This is a genomic window from Citrobacter sp. Cu096 (genome assembly GCF_030332285.1).
In the GTDB taxonomy this organism is placed as follows: domain Bacteria; phylum Pseudomonadota; class Gammaproteobacteria; order Enterobacterales; family Enterobacteriaceae; genus Citrobacter; species Citrobacter meridianamericanus.
The window spans coordinates 880,385-898,000 of the sequence record NZ_JAOWID010000030.1; the positions used below are offsets into that span (position 1 = coordinate 880,385).

Annotated in this window: 18 protein-coding genes; 7 read left to right on the forward strand and 11 right to left on the reverse strand. The window is 50.3% G+C overall.

The genetic code is table 11. The features are described 5' to 3' along the window. Positions 1-175 precede the first annotated feature (175 nt). Both fadD and rnd read left to right on the forward strand, forming a co-directional pair. Positions 176-1,861 (forward strand): long-chain-fatty-acid--CoA ligase FadD, encoded by a 1,686-nt coding sequence (gene fadD / locus OGX99_RS18585; protein WP_210905188.1) that lies wholly within the window; start codon positions 176-178, stop codon positions 1,859-1,861. An 84-nt stretch (positions 1,862-1,945) separates the two neighbouring features. Next, the gene (rnd, locus tag OGX99_RS18590; RefSeq protein ID WP_151219513.1) at positions 1,946-3,061 is read left to right on the forward strand and encodes a ribonuclease D; all 1,116 of its coding nucleotides are present in this window, start codon (positions 1,946-1,948) and stop codon (positions 3,059-3,061) included. Positions 3,062-3,110: 49 nt separating this feature from the next. Here rnd and OGX99_RS18595 read toward each other — a convergent pair whose 3' ends face one another. From OGX99_RS18595 to OGX99_RS18610, 4 genes are all read right to left on the reverse strand, one after another. Then, positions 3,111-4,076, reverse strand: a complete 966-nt coding sequence (locus tag OGX99_RS18595; RefSeq protein WP_151225562.1) for a PDR/VanB family oxidoreductase — start codon at positions 4,074-4,076, stop codon at positions 3,111-3,113. 70 nt (positions 4,077-4,146) lie between these two features. Continuing rightward, positions 4,147-5,271 carry a carnitine monooxygenase, oxygenase subunit YeaW gene (gene yeaW, locus OGX99_RS18600; RefSeq protein ID WP_286544641.1) on the reverse strand — a complete coding sequence of 375 codons (1,125 nt, stop codon included), beginning with the start codon at positions 5,269-5,271 and terminating at the stop codon, positions 4,147-4,149. A gap of 44 nt (positions 5,272-5,315) precedes the next feature. Then, entirely contained in the window at positions 5,316-6,917 is a 1,602-nt protein-coding gene (locus tag OGX99_RS18605) for a BCCT family transporter (protein WP_187252301.1), read from the reverse strand. A gap of 251 nt (positions 6,918-7,168) precedes the next feature. Next, positions 7,169-8,251, reverse strand: coding sequence for a tartrate dehydrogenase (locus OGX99_RS18610; RefSeq protein WP_151219451.1), 1,083 nt, complete (start codon positions 8,249-8,251; stop codon positions 7,169-7,171). A 103-nt stretch (positions 8,252-8,354) separates the two neighbouring features. Between OGX99_RS18610 and OGX99_RS18615 the strand changes: the two genes are divergently transcribed. Continuing rightward, a complete protein-coding gene (locus OGX99_RS18615) occupies positions 8,355-9,272 on the forward strand; it encodes a LysR family transcriptional regulator (protein ID WP_151225560.1) in 918 nt (305 codons plus the stop codon). 86 nt (positions 9,273-9,358) lie between these two features. On the opposite strand, the gene minE is transcribed toward OGX99_RS18615, so the two are convergent. The 3 genes from minE to minC are packed head-to-tail and all read right to left on the reverse strand — an operon-like array spanning position 9,359 to position 11,172. After that, positions 9,359-9,625 (reverse strand): cell division topological specificity factor MinE, encoded by a 267-nt coding sequence (minE, locus tag OGX99_RS18620; protein ID WP_001185666.1) that lies wholly within the window; start codon positions 9,623-9,625, stop codon positions 9,359-9,361. A gap of 3 nt (positions 9,626-9,628) precedes the next feature. Then, positions 9,629-10,441 carry a septum site-determining protein MinD gene (gene minD, locus OGX99_RS18625; protein ID WP_003020956.1) on the reverse strand — a complete coding sequence of 271 codons (813 nt, stop codon included), beginning with the start codon at positions 10,439-10,441 and terminating at the stop codon, positions 9,629-9,631. 23 nt (positions 10,442-10,464) lie between these two features. Next, positions 10,465-11,172, reverse strand: coding sequence for a septum site-determining protein MinC (gene minC, locus OGX99_RS18630; protein WP_187252302.1), 708 nt, complete (start codon positions 11,170-11,172; stop codon positions 10,465-10,467). Between the two features lie 126 nt (positions 11,173-11,298). On the opposite strand from minC, the gene OGX99_RS18635 reads away from it, so the two are divergent. The 3 genes from OGX99_RS18635 to ycgN all read left to right on the forward strand — a co-directional run bounded on the left by OGX99_RS18635 (position 11,299) and on the right by ycgN (position 12,860). Next, complete coding sequence (locus OGX99_RS18635) at positions 11,299-11,592, forward strand: YcgL domain-containing protein (protein ID WP_151219449.1); 294 nt, start codon at positions 11,299-11,301, stop codon at positions 11,590-11,592. A gap of 69 nt (positions 11,593-11,661) precedes the next feature. Next, a complete protein-coding gene (locus tag OGX99_RS18640) occupies positions 11,662-12,321 on the forward strand; it encodes a fumarylacetoacetate hydrolase family protein (RefSeq protein WP_151219448.1) in 660 nt (219 codons plus the stop codon). A 92-nt stretch (positions 12,322-12,413) separates the two neighbouring features. Further along, on the forward strand, positions 12,414-12,860 hold the full coding sequence (gene ycgN / locus OGX99_RS18645; protein ID WP_151219447.1) for a cysteine cluster protein YcgN: 447 nt from the start codon (positions 12,414-12,416) through the stop codon (positions 12,858-12,860). 29 nt (positions 12,861-12,889) lie between these two features. Here the strand turns inward: ycgN and OGX99_RS18650 are convergent, their stop codons facing one another. Next, positions 12,890-13,231, reverse strand: coding sequence for a TehB family protein (locus OGX99_RS18650; RefSeq protein ID WP_187258841.1), 342 nt, complete (start codon positions 13,229-13,231; stop codon positions 12,890-12,892). A 184-nt stretch (positions 13,232-13,415) separates the two neighbouring features. Between OGX99_RS18650 and kch the strand changes: the two genes are divergently transcribed. Next, positions 13,416-14,588 (forward strand): voltage-gated potassium channel protein, encoded by a 1,173-nt coding sequence (gene kch, locus OGX99_RS18655; protein ID WP_286544647.1) that lies wholly within the window; start codon positions 13,416-13,418, stop codon positions 14,586-14,588. Positions 14,589-14,730: 142 nt separating this feature from the next. On the opposite strand, the gene OGX99_RS18660 is transcribed toward kch, so the two are convergent. From OGX99_RS18660 to OGX99_RS18670, 3 genes are all read right to left on the reverse strand, one after another. Beyond that, entirely contained in the window at positions 14,731-15,444 is a 714-nt protein-coding gene (locus OGX99_RS18660; protein ID WP_187252303.1) for an MgtC/SapB family protein, read from the reverse strand. Between the two features lie 63 nt (positions 15,445-15,507). Continuing rightward, positions 15,508-16,527 carry a nucleoside hydrolase gene (locus OGX99_RS18665; RefSeq protein WP_247605002.1) on the reverse strand — a complete coding sequence of 340 codons (1,020 nt, stop codon included), beginning with the start codon at positions 16,525-16,527 and terminating at the stop codon, positions 15,508-15,510. Beyond that, positions 16,502-17,533: a LacI family DNA-binding transcriptional regulator gene (locus OGX99_RS18670; protein WP_151219444.1), complete on the reverse strand. Its 1,032-nt coding sequence runs from the start codon at positions 17,531-17,533 to the stop codon at positions 16,502-16,504. Before OGX99_RS18670 ends, OGX99_RS18665 begins: the two co-directional genes overlap by 26 nt. Positions 17,534-17,616 lie beyond the last annotated feature (83 nt).

Sequence of the window (17,616 nt, forward strand, 5' to 3'; positions counted from 1 at the left end):
GGCTCGTCCGCTGTTTCTGCATTAACGTGGATATAAGAAAAATAAATAGTGACGTGCTTCGCAACCTTGTCGTTGTGTAATAAACAAACTGGTACGCTGAGTTAATATTATGTTAACAGTTTGTTTATTGCCTGGGGTTGTGATGACGACGAATACGCATTTTAGAGGTGATGTATTGAAAAAGGTTTGGCTTAACCGTTATCCCGCTGGTGTTCCTGCGGAGATCAATCCTGACCGTTATCAATCCCTGGTGGAACTCTTTGAACACTCAGTAAGACGGTATGCCGATCAGCCCGCGTTTGTAAACATGGGGGAGGTGATGACCTTCCGCAAGCTTGAAGAGCGTAGCCGGGCGTTCGCAGCCTATTTGCAACAAGGCCTCGGGCTGAAAAAGGGCGATCGCGTCGCGCTGATGATGCCGAATCTGCTGCAATATCCGGTCGCACTGTTTGGGATTTTACGTGCTGGCATGATTGTCGTGAACGTGAACCCGCTGTACACGCCTCGCGAGCTGGAACATCAGCTTAACGACAGCGGCGCGGCGGCCATTGTCATCGTCTCTAACTTTGCCCACACGCTGGAAAAGGTGGTCGACAAAACGTCGGTGCAACACGTGATCCTGACGCGCATGGGCGATCAGCTGTCGACCGCTAAAGGGACGCTGGTTAACTTTGTCGTCAAGTATATCAAGCGTCTGGTGCCGAAATATCACCTGCCGGATGCCATTTCGTTTCGCAGTGCGCTACAAAACGGTTATCGCATGCAGTATGTGAAGCCCGAAGTAGTGTCGGAAGATCTGGCGTTCCTACAATACACTGGCGGGACAACTGGCGTGGCGAAAGGTGCGATGCTCACGCATCGCAACATGCTGGCTAACCTTGAGCAGGTTAATGCCACCTATGGTCCGTTGCTGCATCCGGGCAAAGAGCTGGTGGTGACAGCCCTACCGCTGTATCACATTTTTGCGCTGACGATGAACTGCCTGTTATTTATTGAGCTGGGTGGTCAAAACCTGCTGATTACCAACCCGCGCGATATACCCGGACTGGTAAAAGAGCTGGCGAAATATCCGTTCACTGCGATGACCGGCGTCAACACGCTGTTTAACGCACTGCTGAATAACAAAGAGTTCCAGCAACTGGACTTCTCATCACTGCACCTTTCCGCAGGCGGCGGGATGCCGGTTCAACAGGCAGTAGCTGAACGTTGGGTGAAGCTGACGGGGCAGTATCTGCTGGAAGGTTATGGCCTGACGGAGTGCGCTCCGCTGGTGAGCGTCAACCCTCACGATATCGACTACCATAGCGGCAGTATTGGGTTACCGGTTCCTTCCACCGAGGTTAAACTGGTGGATGACGACGACAACGAAGTGCCGCCGGGAGAGCCTGGCGAACTGTGCGTGAAAGGTCCGCAGGTGATGCTGGGGTACTGGCAGCGACCAGACGCCACTGACGAAATCGTCAAAGACGGCTGGCTGCATACCGGCGATATTGCGGTGATGGATGATGAAGGCTTCCTGCGTATTGTCGATCGTAAGAAAGATATGATCCTGGTGTCCGGCTTTAACGTCTATCCGAACGAAATTGAAGACGTGGTGATGCAACATCCTGGTGTGCAGGAAGTGGCTGCCGTTGGCGTTCCATCAGGCAGCAGCGGTGAAGCGGTGAAAATTTTTGTGGTGAAGAAAGACGCCTCGTTAACCGATGACGCGCTGGTCACTTTCTGCCGTCGTCACTTGACGGGCTATAAAGTACCGAAGCTGGTGGAATTTCGCGATGAGTTGCCGAAATCTAACGTCGGTAAAATTTTGCGACGAGAATTACGTGACGAAGCGCGCGCCAAAGTGGACAATAAAGGCTGAGCGTTAAGTCAGCCAGCAGAAAACGCCGGGTAATCCGGCGTTTTTTTTGCCGCAAACCAAAGAGAGCACGATTTGAATTACCAAATGATCACCACGGACGACGCGTTGGCCACGCTGTGTGAAGCCGTCCGTGAATTTCCGGCGATAGCCCTGGATACCGAATTTGTTCGCACACGCACCTATTATCCGCAGTTGGGGCTGATCCAACTGTTTGATGGCAAACACGTTGCTCTGATTGACCCTCAGGGGATCACCGACTGGTCGCCGCTGCGCGATATTCTGCGTGATACCGCCATCACCAAATTCCTGCATGCCGGCAGTGAAGACCTGGAAGTGTTTCTCAACGCTTTCGGCGAACTTCCTCAGCCGTTGATTGATACACAAATCCTCGCCGCTTTTTGCGGTCGTCCGCTGTCGTGGGGCTTCGCCTCAATGGTGGAAGAGTTTACGGGCGTGGCGCTCGACAAAAGCGAATCCCGTACCGACTGGCTGGCCAGACCATTGACCGAGCGTCAGTGCGAATACGCGGCAGCTGACGTCTGGTATCTGTTACCGATCACCACCACGCTGATGGCTGAAACCGAAGCCAGCGGCTGGCTGCCAGCCGCGCTGGATGAATGTCGCTTAATGCAGCAGCGTCGCCAGGAGATTCTGGCGCCTGAAGACGCCTGGCGCGACATCACCAACGCGTGGCAATTGCGCACCCGTCAGCTGGCCTGTCTGCAACTGCTTGCCGACTGGCGGCTGCGTAAAGCGCGCGAGCGCGATTTGGCGGTAAACTTCGTGGTGCGTGAAGAGCATCTGTGGGCGGTGGCCCGTTATATGCCGGGCAGTCTGGGCGAACTGGATAGTCTGGGGCTTTCCGGGAGCGAAATTCGCTTCCACGGCAAGACGCTGATCTCCATGGTCGAAAAAGCTCAGGCCTTACCGGAAGAGTCGCTGCCGGAGCCGCTGCTGAATTTGATGGATATGCCTGGCTATCGCAAGGCGTTCAAAGCCATTAAGGCGCTGGTTGCTGAAGTGAGTGCGGAACATAATCTTAGCGTCGAGCTGCTTGCTTCGCGTCGCCAGATTAACCAGTTGCTCAACTGGCACTGGAAATTAAAGCCGCAGCAGTCTCTTCCGGAATTGATTTCCGGTTGGCGTGGCGAACTGATGTCCGATCGTCTTAACGCGCTGCTGCAGGAATATCCGCAGTAAGTCACCAGACTTGCCGGGTCGCGCCATGGTTGACCCGGCCTGCATAACGCTACAAATCCAGCACCAGGCGTTTACCTTTCGCGCGCGAACAGCAGATGAGCATACTTTGCTGGCTGGCTTTTTCGTCGTCGCTGAAATATTGATCGCGGTGATCGGCTTCCCCTTCTAGAATCGTTGTTTCACATGTGCCGCAAACGCCCTCCCGGCACAGGCACTCCACGCGTGCGGCTTTGTTATGTTCGATAACTTGCAAAATAGTCATCTCTTCCGGGACCACAAATTCGCGCCCGGAACGCGCCAGAACCAGGGTGAAGGCGTCACCGCTTTTGTCTTCCGCGGCGAATTGTTCAAAATGTAGCGTATTGTTGTCCACCCCGAAGCGGGAAGCGGCTTCTCTGACGGCATCGTTGAGAACCGCAGGGCCACAGGTGTAGATATGCGTGCCGGGTTCAACATCGGCCAGCAGACGCGCTAAATCAAGACGTGTACCTGCGCTTGACAAGTGCAGATGAATGCGAGCGGCACTCGGGTGCTGCACGAGTTCGTCATGAAACGCGCAGTTATCCCGGCCGGGAGAACAATAGTGCAATTGCCATTGCGCCTGAGCATGCTCAAGCTCCGGGATCTGCGATAAAAACGGTGTGATCCCAATGCCTCCGGCAATCAACAGATGTTTTTGTGCCTGAGGGGCGAGGGCGAAGAGATTGTTTGGTGTGGAGATCGTGAGCGTATCGCCGGGTTTCACGTTTTGATGCAGATAGCGTGAGCCGCCTTTGGACGCCTCCTCCAGCCTTACGGCGATTTGATAAGCGCGCGTATCGCGTGGCGAACTTATCAACGAGTACGCATTGCTGTACAGGTTATCGCCATCTTGCATTTGCACAATAATATGGCTGCCTCCCGTAAACGCAGGCAATGGTTCATCTGAGGTCGCCGTTAAGGTGAAGCGCTTTACCTGCGCGGTAATTGTCTCAATCCGGCTAACGCGGACGTCTCGCATTTGATACTCTGACATTGCGGCACTCCCTAAAAAATCCGTCCGGCGCGGAGCAACGATGCGCCGGAACCTGTCGTTACAGCCCTGGTTATTCCTGAAACACCTGGGCAACCAGATTATGGAAATGGGCAATGCCATGTTCGGAGATACCGCTGCCGCTGGTGTCCGCCATAATGCGTCCCTGACCGCGATAACCCCGCGATTTCAACCCTTTTTGTACGCTTTCAACCAGACGCAAATCTTCCGGGCGAAAGACATTGCGATACCATTCGATAAGTTGTTTCTGTTCCTCGGTCAGCTCTTCGTTGGTGAAGTAGATGTCATAGTTTTGCAGCGTCGTTTCCGCATCCACCGGGAATTCGTAGATCACGGTCATCATACCTTTGATTGGCGTGACGTTGAGCATAGTGCAAGGCCACAGCCAGAAACCGTGGAAGGCGGCATCAACACCTTCTTCGAACTTGAATGACTGCTCCGAAGGTTTGGCGAAACCATATTGCAGCGTCCAGTTGCCGTGCATGGTGTGCCAGTAACGGTCAACCTGAACCGAGTCGGAAAAACCAGGGTGAGCAGGGCCGCAGTGGTAGCACTCCAGATAGTTATCGACAATATTCTTCCAGTTGGCCGGAGTTCGGGTCGTAAAGCGTGCAGCCAGTTTCAGATCGTGTACGTCAGGGCAGGCTTCGATAACTTTGTCTGCAAGACCTGGGAGTTGTTCTTCCACGCTGCCCGCGTTCGGGTCCATATTGATAAATACGAATCCGGCATATTCTTCCAGACGTACCGGGGTGAGGTGCGCTTTCTCGCTGTCGAAGTTGGCGACGTTTTCGCAGTTACGCGCGTGCGCCAGATTGCCGTCAAGTTTGAACGCCCAGGCGTGGTAAGGGCAGGTAATCACATTTTTCGCTTTGCCTTCGCCGCTTAATAACTGGTGACCACGATGCGGGCAGACGTTGTAGAATGCGCGCAGTACGTTGTCGCGCCCACGTACCAGCACGATGTTCTCACCAATGACTTCGCGGGTTATATAGTCATTAGGTTTCGCCAGTTCGCTACTGTGGGCGACGCAAATCCAGCTTTTAGCAAACACCTTTTCTTGTTCGTGCTCGAAAGCCTGATGGTCGGTATAGAACCGGGCCGGGATAGTCCATGCGTCCTGTGGGTTGGCACAGAAATTTTGCGGCAGAATAAACTCAGGGTTCAGATTGCTCATTGGAATACCTTTAATTTGTGAGTAAGAGGATTTTGTACTGGCGCTTAATTGTCGCCTTTGAGTAGTGTCCCGGCCGGTGGCGCAACGGGGAGGGTAACGGGTACTTCAGGAAGATGACTTTCAATTTGATGCGCAGGAATATGGGCATAGTCCTGCCGTACCCAGCGAAGAAAACCGCCAACTTTCACCAACAGGATGGCGAGGAAGGGAAGCGCAGTCAGAACCACCGTGGTCTTCATGGTTTCCAGGGACGCGCCGGTGAATAGAATCGATAACGGAATCAGCGTGATGACCACACACCAGAACAAACGTAAGCTACGGTCTGGATCGTCGCCCTCCTGCAGGTTGCGCGTGCTGGTAGCTGCCATGGTATAGGCGACGGCATCCATGTGCGAGGCGAGGAAGATAATCATAATCGCCAGATATGCCACCAGGAACAATTTCCCGGCAGGCAACGACATCAACACTTGCTGTACCGCCGTTTCACCACCCAACGTCGCCATTACCTGCGGCACGTCTATTACGCCGTTTACAAACTGATGAATAGAGTAGCTTTCCATCACACCAAAGAAGAACCAGCAACCGACGGTACTCCCCAGGATTAATGCCCAGATAACCTCTTTAATTTTGCGACCGCGGGACACGCGTGTGACAAACATCGCGACGCCCGGGGTGTAGGAGATCCACCACAGCCAGTAAAATACTGTCCAGTTACGAGTGAATTCACCGTTGCCGAGTGGGTCGGTGAACAGGCTCATCTGCAAAAAGTTTTGTGTCGTCAGTCCAATCGCGTTGATGATGTTGTTGGTGATGAACTCGGTCGGGCCAACAATCAGCACCAACAGCGGCAGTAAAAACGCGCCCCAGCCGACCATTTTGCTCAGACGTTGCAAACCGTTGTTGATGCCAATCCAGGAGCTCAGGCAGAAAATGCCGCCAGAGAACAGGATCACAAACGCCTGCACCGTGAAGTTATCCGGTAAACCCGTCAGGGCTGACAAACCGCGGGTAAAGGTGGCTGCGGTGACGACAAGGGAGATGGTTAATGCGCCAACGGTGGCGATCAGGAACATCAGGTCAACCACACGTCCCCACACGCCCTGCGGATGCACACCCGTGATGGCGGCGATAATTCCCGACAGGCTCAGCCCTTTGTTTTTACGCACATGAAAGTGGTAGGCCATGGTTAATGAGGCCAGCGTGTAGGTCGCCCAGGCGCTGATCCCCCAATGAAAAAAGGAGTAAGGCAGACTGAATTCCAATGCTTTTTGCGAGTGTGGCGCAATATTGAGACCTGGGGTCTGGTAATAATAGGCCCACTCGGCTACGCCCCAGTAGAGCGTGGAGGAGCCTAATCCAGCACAAATAAACATAAACAGCCAGGACAGCGTGCTGTATTCCGCTTTGCCTTCTCCGAGACGAATATTGCCGTATTTGCTGGTGGCCAGCCAGACCACCAACCCCATGGCCATGAGAACGAGGATTTGTACGGCGGAACCCAGCATTCGGGTCACGCCGTTAAAAATGGTATTTGCAACTTGCGCAGACTGCTGAGGGAAGAGACTAAGTGTGGCGGCGATAAAAAGAATAGCCACCAGGCTGATGGCTATCAGCGGCACGTCTTTTTTCTTTACGTTGCTCAACATGGGATCTCCTGGGCACGGTTGCCCGCGTTTGGCATTAGCCTGTCGTTGTTATCATGCTGTAGGGAATTAGCGACCTTGTATTTAACAATTTAATTATTTGTTCTTTACATGAATTAAACAATTGCCCAATGCGTGAAGCAATAAAACACGGAACGGAAATAATAAAAGGTGAATTGACGCAGGTTATTGGCTTCGTAAAAAGCATAAAAAAACCGCGTCAGTGACGCGGCTCATATTTCGTGGTTTGACCTCTAACGCAGTGCCCGACAGATGGCCTCAGCAACCTGTTGTGTGGTGGCGCTGCCTTTCATATCCGGCGTTTTTGGGCCGCTGGCGATGACCTGCTCAATCGCCGCCAGAATGCCGTCGTGGGCGGCTTTATAGTTGGCATCACCGTTGCCAAGGAAGTCCAGCATCATGGCACCAGCCCAGATAGTGGCAATAGGATTGGCAATGTTTTTGCCGTAAATATCGGGGGCTGAACCGTGTACCGGCTCGAACAGGGAGGGGAAGGTGCGCTCCGGGTTTAAGTTAGCAGAAGGCGCAATACCAATTGTTCCGGTACAGGCCGGACCGAGATCGGAAAGGATATCGCCAAACAGGTTGGAGGCGACCACAACATCAAAACGCTCTGGCTGCATCACAAAGCGAGCGCACAGTATATCGATATGCTGTTTATCCCAGCGGATCTCGGGATAGTTAGCCGCCATGGCTTCAACGCGCTCGTCCCAGTATGGCATGCTGATAGCCAGGCCATTGGATTTGGTCGCCGAGGTCAGGGTCTTACGCGGGCGGTTTTGCGCCAGCTCGAAAGCGTAACGCAATATACGATCCACGCCACGACGTGTGAAGACCGATTCCTGAATAACCATCTCGTGTTCGGTACCTTCGCTCACGCGTCCACCGAGCGAAGAGTATTCTCCCTCGGTGTTCTCGCGTACCACGTAAAAATCAATGTCGCCAGGCTGCTTACCTGCCAGCGGGCAAGGGACGCCCGGAAACAGACGCACCGGACGCAGGTTGACGTACTGGTCGAATTCGCGTCGAAACTTAAGCAACGATCCCCATAATGAGATGTGATCCGGGACAGTGTCCGGCCAGCCAACGGCGCCAAAATAGATAGCATCAAAGGATTGTAGTTGCTCATGCCAGTCATCGGGCATCATCTTTCCATGATGGGTATAGTACTCGCAGCTGGCCCATTCCATTTGCTCAAAGCTGAGCGACAAACCCCAGCGCTCGGCAGCTGCTTGTAACACATGAATGCCTTCAGGCAGGACTTCTTTACCAATGCCATCTCCGGGGATAGCGGCAATACGACAGGTTTTCTTCATAGCAGCTCTCACTTGTACGCCATCAAAATTGACTTTCCCCTTATCCTATAATTGACTGATTAATAGTTAATCCCCCTAACTGGTGAAACATAAAACACAGATCATGAATAATCTGCCGCTGCTAAATGATTTACGCGTCTTTATGCTGGTTGCTCGTCGAGCAGGATTTGCCGCCGTTGCCGAAGAGCTGGGCGTATCACCTGCCTTTATCAGTAAGCGAGTTGCTCTATTGGAGCAGACGCTGAATGTAGTGCTGCTGCACCGGACTACTCGGCGCGTAACCATCACGGAAGAGGGGGAGCGGATCTACGAATGGGCTCAGCGGATCCTGCAGGACGTTGATCAGATGATGGATGAACTGTCTGATGCCAGGCAGATCCCACAGGGAATGTTACGAATTATCAGTAGCTTTGGTTTTGGCCGCCGGGTGGTGGCTCCGGCGCTGTCTGCGCTGGCAAAAGAGTACCCGCAGTTAGAACTGAGGTTCGATGTTGAAGACCGCCTGGTGGATATGGTGAATGAGGGGGTCGATCTTGATATTCGTATCGGTGATGATATCGCACCTAACCTGATTGCCCGCAAACTGGCGACTAACTACCGTATTTTGTGCGCCTCGCCAGAGTTTGTGGCACAGCATGGGACGCCGAAACAACTAACCGATCTCGCCACTTTTCCCTGTCTGGTCATTAAAGAGCGCGACCATCCGTTTGGTATCTGGCAAATGCGTAATAAAGAGGGCGCTCACTCCATTAAGGTGACAGGGCCTCTGTCGTCTAACCATGGTGAAGTGGTACATCAGTGGTGTCTTGATGGTCAGGGAATTGCTTTACGTTCCTGGTGGGATGTTTGCGACAATATAGCCAGCGGACATCTGGTGCATATATTGCCAGAGTATTATCAACCCGCCAATATTTGGGCAGTTTATGTTTCTCGGCTGGCGACATCGGCAAAAATCCGTATTACCGTTGAATATTTGCGCCGCTATTTTTCCGAAAACTACCCAAAGTTTACGTTGGAATAAATGCGCAACATGTTGGCAAGAAACTGAAAATAAAAAGGCAGAATAATCTGCCTTTTTTGCAACCATGACTGTACTGAGCAAAGCGGTTATTTAGACTCTTCGGCTTCAGGTAATGTCACGTTAAGTTCGAGGATAGAAATATCGCCGTCTTTTTGCTCAAGCTGTACCGTGACCATTTCAGGATCAATTTGTACATACTTGCAGATAACCTCGAGAATATCTTTCCTCAGTTGCGGTAAATAATGTGGCTCGGCGTCACTACGACGACGTTCCGCAACAATAATCTGCAGTCGCTCTTTAGCGATGTTAGCTGTGCTCTTTTTCCGCGAGAGAAAAAAATCCAGTAATGCCATAACTTATCCTCCGAACAGGCGTTTGAGGAAACCTTTCTTCTCTTCTTCAATGAAGCGGAAAGGACGTTCTTCTCCCAACAGACGGTCTACGGTATCAGCATAGGCTTTACCGGCATCAGCATTGATGTCGAGAATAACCGGCTCACCCTGGTTAGACGCGCGCAGGACTGACTGATCTTCAGGAATCACGCCAACCAACTTGATTCGCAGAATTTCCAGTACGTCTTCCATGCTCAGCATGTCACCTTTATTTACGCGCCCAGGGTTGTAGCGCGTCAGCAACAAATGCTCTTTAATCGGATCTTCACCGTTTTCCGCACGACGAGATTTCGACGCCAGAATACCCAGAATACGGTCAGAGTCACGTACAGAGGAGACTTCCGGGTTAGTGGTGATAATCGCTTCATCGGCAAAATACAGGGCCATCAGCGCGCCGGTTTCAATACCCGCCGGGGAGTCGCAGACGATGAAGTCAAATTCCATCGTTTTCAGGTCGTCCAGAACTTTCGCGACGCCTTCACGCGTCAGCGCGTCTTTATCACGAGTCTGTGAGGCCGGAAGAATAAAGAGATTTTCGGTACGCTTATCTTTGATTAACGCCTGATTTAACGACGCATCGCCCTGAATAACGTTGACGAAGTCGTAAACGACGCGGCGTTCACAACCCATAATCAGATCGAGGTTACGCAGGCCGATATCAAAATCAATAACGACAGTTTTCTTTCCCTTCTGGGCCAAACCTGTAGCGATGGCCGCGCTGGAGGTGGTTTTGCCAACGCCCCCTTTACCCGAAGTAACAACAATAATGCGTGCCATAGAAATTCCTTGTTAAAAAGGGATCAATTCAACGGTTGAACTGTCAAAGCGTTTTCTGCTAATTGCAGACGGGCCGCTTTGCCATAAAATTCTGCTGGGATTTTATCACTCAGCCAATAAACACCTGCGATAGACACCAGTTCTGCCGTCAGATGGGTACAAAAAATTTGTGCTTCCCGATCGCCGCTTGCACCTGCCAGCGCACGGCCTCTCATCATGCCATAAACATGAATATTGCCATCAGCGATAAGCTCTGCGCCCGCACTGACGTGGCTTGTAACAATCAGATCACATTGTGGAGCATAAATGCGCTGACCGGAACGAACCGGCACATTTATTAATCGTGTTTTTGTGATGGGAGTAACGTTTTGCGGCGCTGCGACGGGGGGCGAAGCCTCAATGGGAGCTGAACGAATCGCTTTTTCTTTACCTTCAGTCAGTAAAGGAAGACCCATTTCGTCGATTTCAGCTTTGAGTCTGGCGTCTTTGCATCCGCTAACGCCGATAATGCGCAATCCGGTAGACGCGACAACTTTCTGCAGCGCTGGCCAGTTTACCGGGCTTTCAAGACCACTCACGTTAACTACGACGGGAGCATGTTTTAAAAAAGCCGGTGCCTGCGCGATTTTGTCTTCCAACGCCTGACGAATAACCTCGGGTTCTGCTTCATGTAAATGAACCACTGATAAGGTGAAGCTACTGCCTTTAAGCTCGATTGGCGTGTTTGACATCCTGGCCTTACTCAATTTGCTATTTATCATCCCCAGCGCGGGGTGATATTCCGAAGACTATAAGGCATGTTATAGTCAGTATTATATTGAGGCAAGCCACCATTCCGTGAATTCAGAGTAAAAGATATGTTTTGTGTGATCTACCGAAGCAGCAAACGTGACCAGACCTATTTATATGTCGAAAAAAAAGACGATTTTTCACGCGTTCCTGAAGAACTGATGAAAGGATTTGGTCAACCGACGCTGGCAATGATGTTGCCGCTTGATGGCCGTAAAAAACTGGTTAATGCCGATCTTGAAAAAGTAAAACAGGCCTTAACCGAGCAGGGCTATTATTTACAAATACCACCGCCGCCAGAAGATTTACTCAAACAGCATCTGGCCACGGCAAAACAAAATATACCAGACGCTAAAGGCTAAACTGCATCCGGCAGAAGCACGTTCCATCGATGCAGTACCTCAAATCTATGACTACGTTAGGGGAAAGTAATGTATCAACATCACAACTGGCATGGTGCTCTGCTGGATTATCCGGTGAGTAAGGTGGTTTGCGTGGGCAGTAACTATGCCAAACACATCCAGGAAATGGGCAGTGCGACGCCGGAAGAACCGGTTCTGTTTATTAAACCGGAAACCGCGCTGTGTGATTTACGCCAGCCGCTGGTGATCCCATCCGATATGGGGGCGGTTCACCATGAGGTTGAGCTGGCCGTACTGATTGGCGCGACCTTGCGTCAGGCGACCGAAGAACATGTGCGTAAAGCCATCGCTGGCTATGGCGTAGCGCTGGATCTGACTCTGCGCGATATTCAGGGGAAAATGAAGAAAGCGGGGCAGCCGTGGGAAAAAGCGAAAGGTTTTGATAACTCTTGTCCGCTGTCGGGGTTTATTCCGGTGGCGGAGTTTAACGGCGATCCGCAGGATACGATGCTCGGGTTGACGGTAAACGGCGAACAGCGCCAGCATGGCTCCACGGCGGAGATGATCCATCACATCGTTCCTTTGATTGCTTATATGAGCCGTTTCTTTACTCTCAAAGCGGGCGATGTTGTGCTTACGGGAACGCCAGCAGGCGTCGGGCCGCTGCATAATGGTGACGAACTGGAAGTCAATTTCAACGGTTATACGTTATCCACCCGCGTACTGTAAATCCTCATTGCCGCCTTTTCGGGCGGCAAAACTTGCATCAGCGTGCCAGACTGGTTATAAGGTGCAACCTGATTTTTGATGTGGACATCCCGATGAGCGAATTACCTTTCTGGCAAAGTAAAACCCTTGATGAAATGACCGACGCCGAATGGGAGTCGTTGTGCGACGGCTGCGGACAGTGCTGTCTGCACAAGTTGATGGATGAAGACACCGATGAAATTTACTTCACCAACGTTGCCTGTAAGCAGCTCAATATCAAAACTTGCCAGTGCCGTAACTATGAGCGTCGCTTCGAGTATGAACCTGATTGCATCAAACTCACGCGTGATAATCTGCCCACTTTTGAATGGTTGCCGATGACTTGCGCTTATCGTCTGCTCGCTGAAGGGAAAGGGCTGCCGGAGTGGCATCCGCTGCTGACGGGTTCAAAAGCGGCGATGCACGGTGAACGTATTTCAGTCCGTCATATAGCGGTGAAAGAATCGGAAGTGCGTGACTGGCAGGATCATATCCTGAACAAACCATCATGGGCGGACTAAGCCGCCCATCGACTAACCGGCGTTGAGGGTTAAGACTTTTTCGCCTGATACATCTCATCGGAGTGGTTATCATCTTCCACCCAGAAGTTAATGTTGAATTGCGCATCGTCGCTTAATTCAACGCGATGCCAGTACTGCGGTGGACTGGTCGCAAATTGACCGGCATTAATCACCACTTTCACTTCAGGCACTTTTGCGTCTTCATTAGCAAAGCCATAATACGTTACCGTACCTTCCATCACGCAGAGCTGTCCAAAGACGCCCTCTGCGGTGTTGTGGTGAGACAACAGTGCTGCCGGGACGTTATCTTTGGTGAAGAAGGGAGTAGAGCGTTTTACTTTCCAGGTTGCCGGGATGCGTAAATGGGACATAAGACATCTCCTTAATGTGGCATCTATAAGATGCATTAAATATACATCTTATAGATGCCAGCAAGCAATGTCCAAGCGCTGTTTTTCATTGCATAGGCGGTTAGAAAAAGGAGCTTGTGCTTGAGATGAAGGTCTGGTTGGCATACCCTCCATTCTCATTTTTGAGGTTTTCTGGAGATTTTCGATGAAAACACTTTCTACCAGACTCAAATTTTTGTCTGTTTTCCTTACACCCAACTTGTGGCTTGCGACGCTGACGCTGTTTATTGGCAGCGTATTTCTCAGGCCACTCTTGACTCAGGTCTGGCATTTTTTGTTGCAGTCCACCGGACAGTTTTCTGGCTGGAAAGAGATTATCTCCACATTAGGGTTATTAACGCTACCGCAGGTGATGCTTGGCATTGCGATAGTGCTCATGAGTATCGGACTTTTTTTGCGTGCCAGAGTGGCATGGACGTTTACAATAATTCTTCTTATTGCCATAACTCTTTTCAGCTTTTTAATGCCGAACAGTTCTTATCATATTGGGTTGCTGTCGGTAGTGGACTGTCTTTTTCTAATTTGGTTCTGGCGTGTTTTTAACCAGTCCAGCCTGGCTGCTGGAACACTGTTCGCGTTAGTGAGCTTCGTTTCGCTACTGCTTTATGCACTTTGTGGGTCACTCTATTTAGGAGAGGAGTTCAGGCCAGTAATAAGTGAGTTATCTGATGCGCTGTATTTTTCAACAGTAAGCATGTCCACTGTGGGTTATGGAGATATTGTTCCGGTAACATCGACTGCCCGACTATTTACAGTATCGATCATTATTCTCGGCATCACCGTCTTCGCGACTTCGATCAGTGCTATAATCGGTCCAATGCTCGGAGGGAACCTCCGGCGTATGATTAAAGGAAGAATTTCACACGTGATGCGTAAAAACCATATCATTATTATTGGCACTACCCCGCTTGCTGTCAGTGTTTATCATGGGCTTTGCGAACAAAATGAGAAGGTCACCGTAATAGTGCCTCCGGGCATTCCTCATAACTATCCAGAAAATGCTGACGTGATTGTTGGTGATCCATCTGATAATAAAGCGCTCAATAGTGCTGAAGCCGATAAGGCACGCTATATACTGGTTTTGCGCGATGATGACTCAGACAATGCTTTTATTGTGCTGGCGGCTAAAGAACTGGTCGGTAGTACAACAAAAATAATTGCTCTGGTGAATTCTGATGCGAACCTCAGCAAAATGAAACGAGTTCAGCCTGATATTATTTTTTCTTTACAAACACTTGCAAGAGAAATGCTGTTGCGGAAATTGAATGGTGAAAAAACAGACAACGCGAATCTTATGGATTTGCTTTTTCAGGAGTGAATATCTGCTACAAAAGCCAGGGCGCTTCCCTTCGTCGCGTTGTTTACTGTCAATCAGGGGGTAATTTTACTCGTTTTCCAGCCGGGTAACTTTTGATACCGCCTTTAACTTTAATCTGGTTTCTCGACCCTGTACAAAATAATTAGTGCTCCAGCGCGATAGCATAAACATGATCAATGGCAGACAGATTGCCGTAAAGTTCAGGTAAAGTTATTTTCTTCCTGATTATCACCTTAAGATTAACTTCGATTTTCCTCTTTTTTAGATCGCGAATAGTGATGTTTTCAATAACATTTTTTTGCTGATGAATACTGTCAATCAGCGTTTGTAGCCCCGATTTATCATCCAGGACAATTCGAATTTTAACTTTACCTGGTGACTGGTTTCGGGTTTGTAAAAAGATGACGAAATAGCTAAGTTTTATTGCCAGAAGGAATAATCCTGTTGCAAGTATGGCATGGAGATAAAAGCCAGCCCCACATGTAATTCCTATACCAGCAGAAGCCCAAACGATTGCTGCTGTCGTCAATCCGGATATCGCATCATCATGGCGATGCAGGATAACTCCTGCTCCCAGAAAGCCTACACCACTGATGACTTGAGCGGCAAGCCGCATAGGGTCGCTACGTATATTCATCGATATCTCAGCGTAATATTCGGCTGACTGAATCGAAACGATGGTCAGCACACAGCTGGCGACGGATATTATCACGCACGTTTTAAACCCGACTGGCTTCCCTTTTGATTCTCTTTCAAGTCCGAGGACTCCTCCCAGAAAAAAAGCGGCACATATTTTACATAACGTAATTACAAGGGATTCTCCTTCAGCGGATAAGAGGAGTGCCAACGCATTCATTTTTCCTCCGGAACAATATGAGCTTATATACTGTGCTAATACATTCTTTCCTGTTTCGGCATGCTACACATGATAGCGATGGATATAGTGTTCAATCAGTGAAAGAAGTTTTTGGTTATCAACAGACTGAAGAATTTCTATCATTACTCCTTTGGGCTCAGGTATTCCCACGTCGAGACGTAATGTGTTACGTCCATAGCGACAGGTCATACCGCGGGTCAGTCCTTCAAGCGAGACATCCAGAAAGTCTTCTGTGGTTGTAGCGAGAGAGGAGTCAAGCAGCCAGGCGACTGTCAGCACATCGTGTATCCAGCATCCGGGCAGATTTCGGGTGCGCATAGAATACGTAATCCATGGACGGATAGTTTGCTCCAGATAACGACCCAGAACGTTTTCTGCCGAAGCCAGACGATCTAAATCAGCATGGAGCATCTGCGTTTTTGTTGTGACATCCATAGGAACTAATGTTACTGGCGCTCCGCTGGTCAGCACGGCATGGGCTGCTTCTGGATCCAAACCAAAATTGGTGTCTTTCATATACCCTGGAACGTTAAACACACCGCCCATAATCACAATCTTTTTTACCGCATGAATAAGCTGCGGATAGAGTTGCAGCGCAATAGCCACATTAGTAAGCGGACCCGTTGCAATCAGAGTTATCTCGCCGGGGTTGTGACATATCAGCTCACCGATCGCTTCAGGCGCAATAGGTTTGGCGTGGCGAGATGCCTGAGGAGTGGGAACATCTTCCCAGAGTTGGCGTAAGCCAAAGTGCTCCACACCATGATCGAGCTTTTCTCTCCATGGCAAAGGATCTTCTCTGAGTGCACGTGAGGCGCCACAATAGACAGGGATTGGGACATCCAGTCTTTTTACGAGGTCTTTGGCTACAGCATATCCAACCTCAACCGGTGTATTTCCGGCTACGGTGGTGATCATTTCCAGAGAGATTTGCGGTGCGGCAATGGCGAGTGCCAGCGCGAGGCCATCATCGATATTGGCACCGGGAATCCCATTACCTGGATCGCAATCGATAATCACACGCATAGATTCACGTTTATCTGGTTTCGGATTGTACTTCATGTCCCTGGCAGCCACACGACTCTCCCACTTGTAAAAAAAACTCAAATTCAATGCGGCGAACTTCTCCATTCCAGTTTTTCAACATATCGATTGCCGCCCGGGCCATTTTGTCTACCGGTTGTCGAACGGCGGTTAGGGAAGGTACGTTGTAAGCCGATTCCTGTGTTGCGTTAAAGCAGACCAAAGCCACATCTTGTGGAACGTGGAGCCCTTGTTCTGCCAGTGCCCGTAAGCACCCAAGCGCTTGCTGCTCATTGGTAGCGAACAGCGCGCGTGGAGGCACTCCTTGTAACATGCGTTTCGTCGCCTCGTAGCCTCCGGCACGGGTATAGTTAGTCGAAAAGATCCAGGAGGGATTGACAGAGAGCGAGGATTCCTCCAATGCTAACTGCCATCCTTTGATACGATCCTGCGTGTTCAACATTTCACGTGGACCACAAATTATGCCAATGTCACGGTAACCGTGATCAATAAGATGTTGTGTGACCTGTCTGGCTGCTAGCTGTTCATCTACCTGAATCACACTCACATTCAGACTGGGATCTACACGATCCAACATGACACAAGGCGTACCGCTATCCTGAATCAGCTCAATATAGGGATGCCGATCTACACTGGTATAGATAAGTCCATCAACCTGACGATTCAGCATATTATTAATCAATTCTCGTTCACGTCCGCTATTATCACCCGCATCACCAAGCAGAAGCACCTTGCCATCAGCAAATGCCTCATGTTGCAGGGCGTGTGCCATTGAGGCAATAAACGGGTTCGATATGTCAGGAGCAATGAGCCCGTAAGTATGTGTACTGCCTGAAGCGAGGGCTCGCGCTATACCATTGGGTCGATATCCCGTCTTTTTTATGGCCTGCAATACGCGTTGTCGGGTCGCTTCGGCCACCGGACGCGGACCATTATTAATAACGTAGCTCACTACAGCGACAGACGTTCCTGCTTCTTTCGCGACATCGGAGCGGGTTACACGTTGTGAATGTGATTGAGTCATAAGGCACCAACCTGATTTTGTTCAGAGTGTTCGTTTTGCCAGCCAGCATAAGGTGTTATGACCCAAAAATCTTTGGTAAAGAA

Excerpts from the sequence above, each read along its gene's own strand:
- rnd (WP_151219513.1), top strand. The coding sequence starts at position 1,946 with ATGATCACCACGGACGACGCGTTGGCCACGCTGTGTGAAGCCGTCCGT.
- OGX99_RS18595 (WP_151225562.1), bottom strand. The coding sequence starts at position 4,076 with ATGTCAGAGTATCAAATGCGAGACGTCCGCGTTAGCCGGATTGAGACA.
- yeaW (WP_286544641.1), bottom strand. The coding sequence starts at position 5,271 with ATGAGCAATCTGAACCCTGAGTTTATTCTGCCGCAAAATTTCTGTGCC.
- OGX99_RS18605 (WP_187252301.1), bottom strand. The coding sequence starts at position 6,917 with ATGTTGAGCAACGTAAAGAAAAAAGACGTGCCGCTGATAGCCATCAGC.
- OGX99_RS18610 (WP_151219451.1), bottom strand. The coding sequence starts at position 8,251 with ATGAAGAAAACCTGTCGTATTGCCGCTATCCCCGGAGATGGCATTGGT.
- OGX99_RS18615 (WP_151225560.1), top strand. The coding sequence starts at position 8,355 with ATGAATAATCTGCCGCTGCTAAATGATTTACGCGTCTTTATGCTGGTT.
- minE (WP_001185666.1), bottom strand. The coding sequence starts at position 9,625 with ATGGCATTACTGGATTTTTTTCTCTCGCGGAAAAAGAGCACAGCTAAC.
- minD (WP_003020956.1), bottom strand. The coding sequence starts at position 10,441 with ATGGCACGCATTATTGTTGTTACTTCGGGTAAAGGGGGCGTTGGCAAA.
- minC (WP_187252302.1), bottom strand. The coding sequence starts at position 11,172 with ATGTCAAACACGCCAATCGAGCTTAAAGGCAGTAGCTTCACCTTATCA.
- OGX99_RS18635 (WP_151219449.1), top strand. The coding sequence starts at position 11,299 with ATGTTTTGTGTGATCTACCGAAGCAGCAAACGTGACCAGACCTATTTA.
- OGX99_RS18640 (WP_151219448.1), top strand. The coding sequence starts at position 11,662 with ATGTATCAACATCACAACTGGCATGGTGCTCTGCTGGATTATCCGGTG.
- ycgN (WP_151219447.1), top strand. The coding sequence starts at position 12,414 with ATGAGCGAATTACCTTTCTGGCAAAGTAAAACCCTTGATGAAATGACC.
- OGX99_RS18650 (WP_187258841.1), bottom strand. The coding sequence starts at position 13,231 with ATGTCCCATTTACGCATCCCGGCAACCTGGAAAGTAAAACGCTCTACT.
- kch (WP_286544647.1), top strand. The coding sequence starts at position 13,416 with ATGAAAACACTTTCTACCAGACTCAAATTTTTGTCTGTTTTCCTTACA.
- OGX99_RS18660 (WP_187252303.1), bottom strand. The coding sequence starts at position 15,444 with ATGAATGCGTTGGCACTCCTCTTATCCGCTGAAGGAGAATCCCTTGTA.
- OGX99_RS18665 (WP_247605002.1), bottom strand. The coding sequence starts at position 16,527 with ATGAAGTACAATCCGAAACCAGATAAACGTGAATCTATGCGTGTGATT.
- OGX99_RS18670 (WP_151219444.1), bottom strand. The coding sequence starts at position 17,533 with ATGACTCAATCACATTCACAACGTGTAACCCGCTCCGATGTCGCGAAA.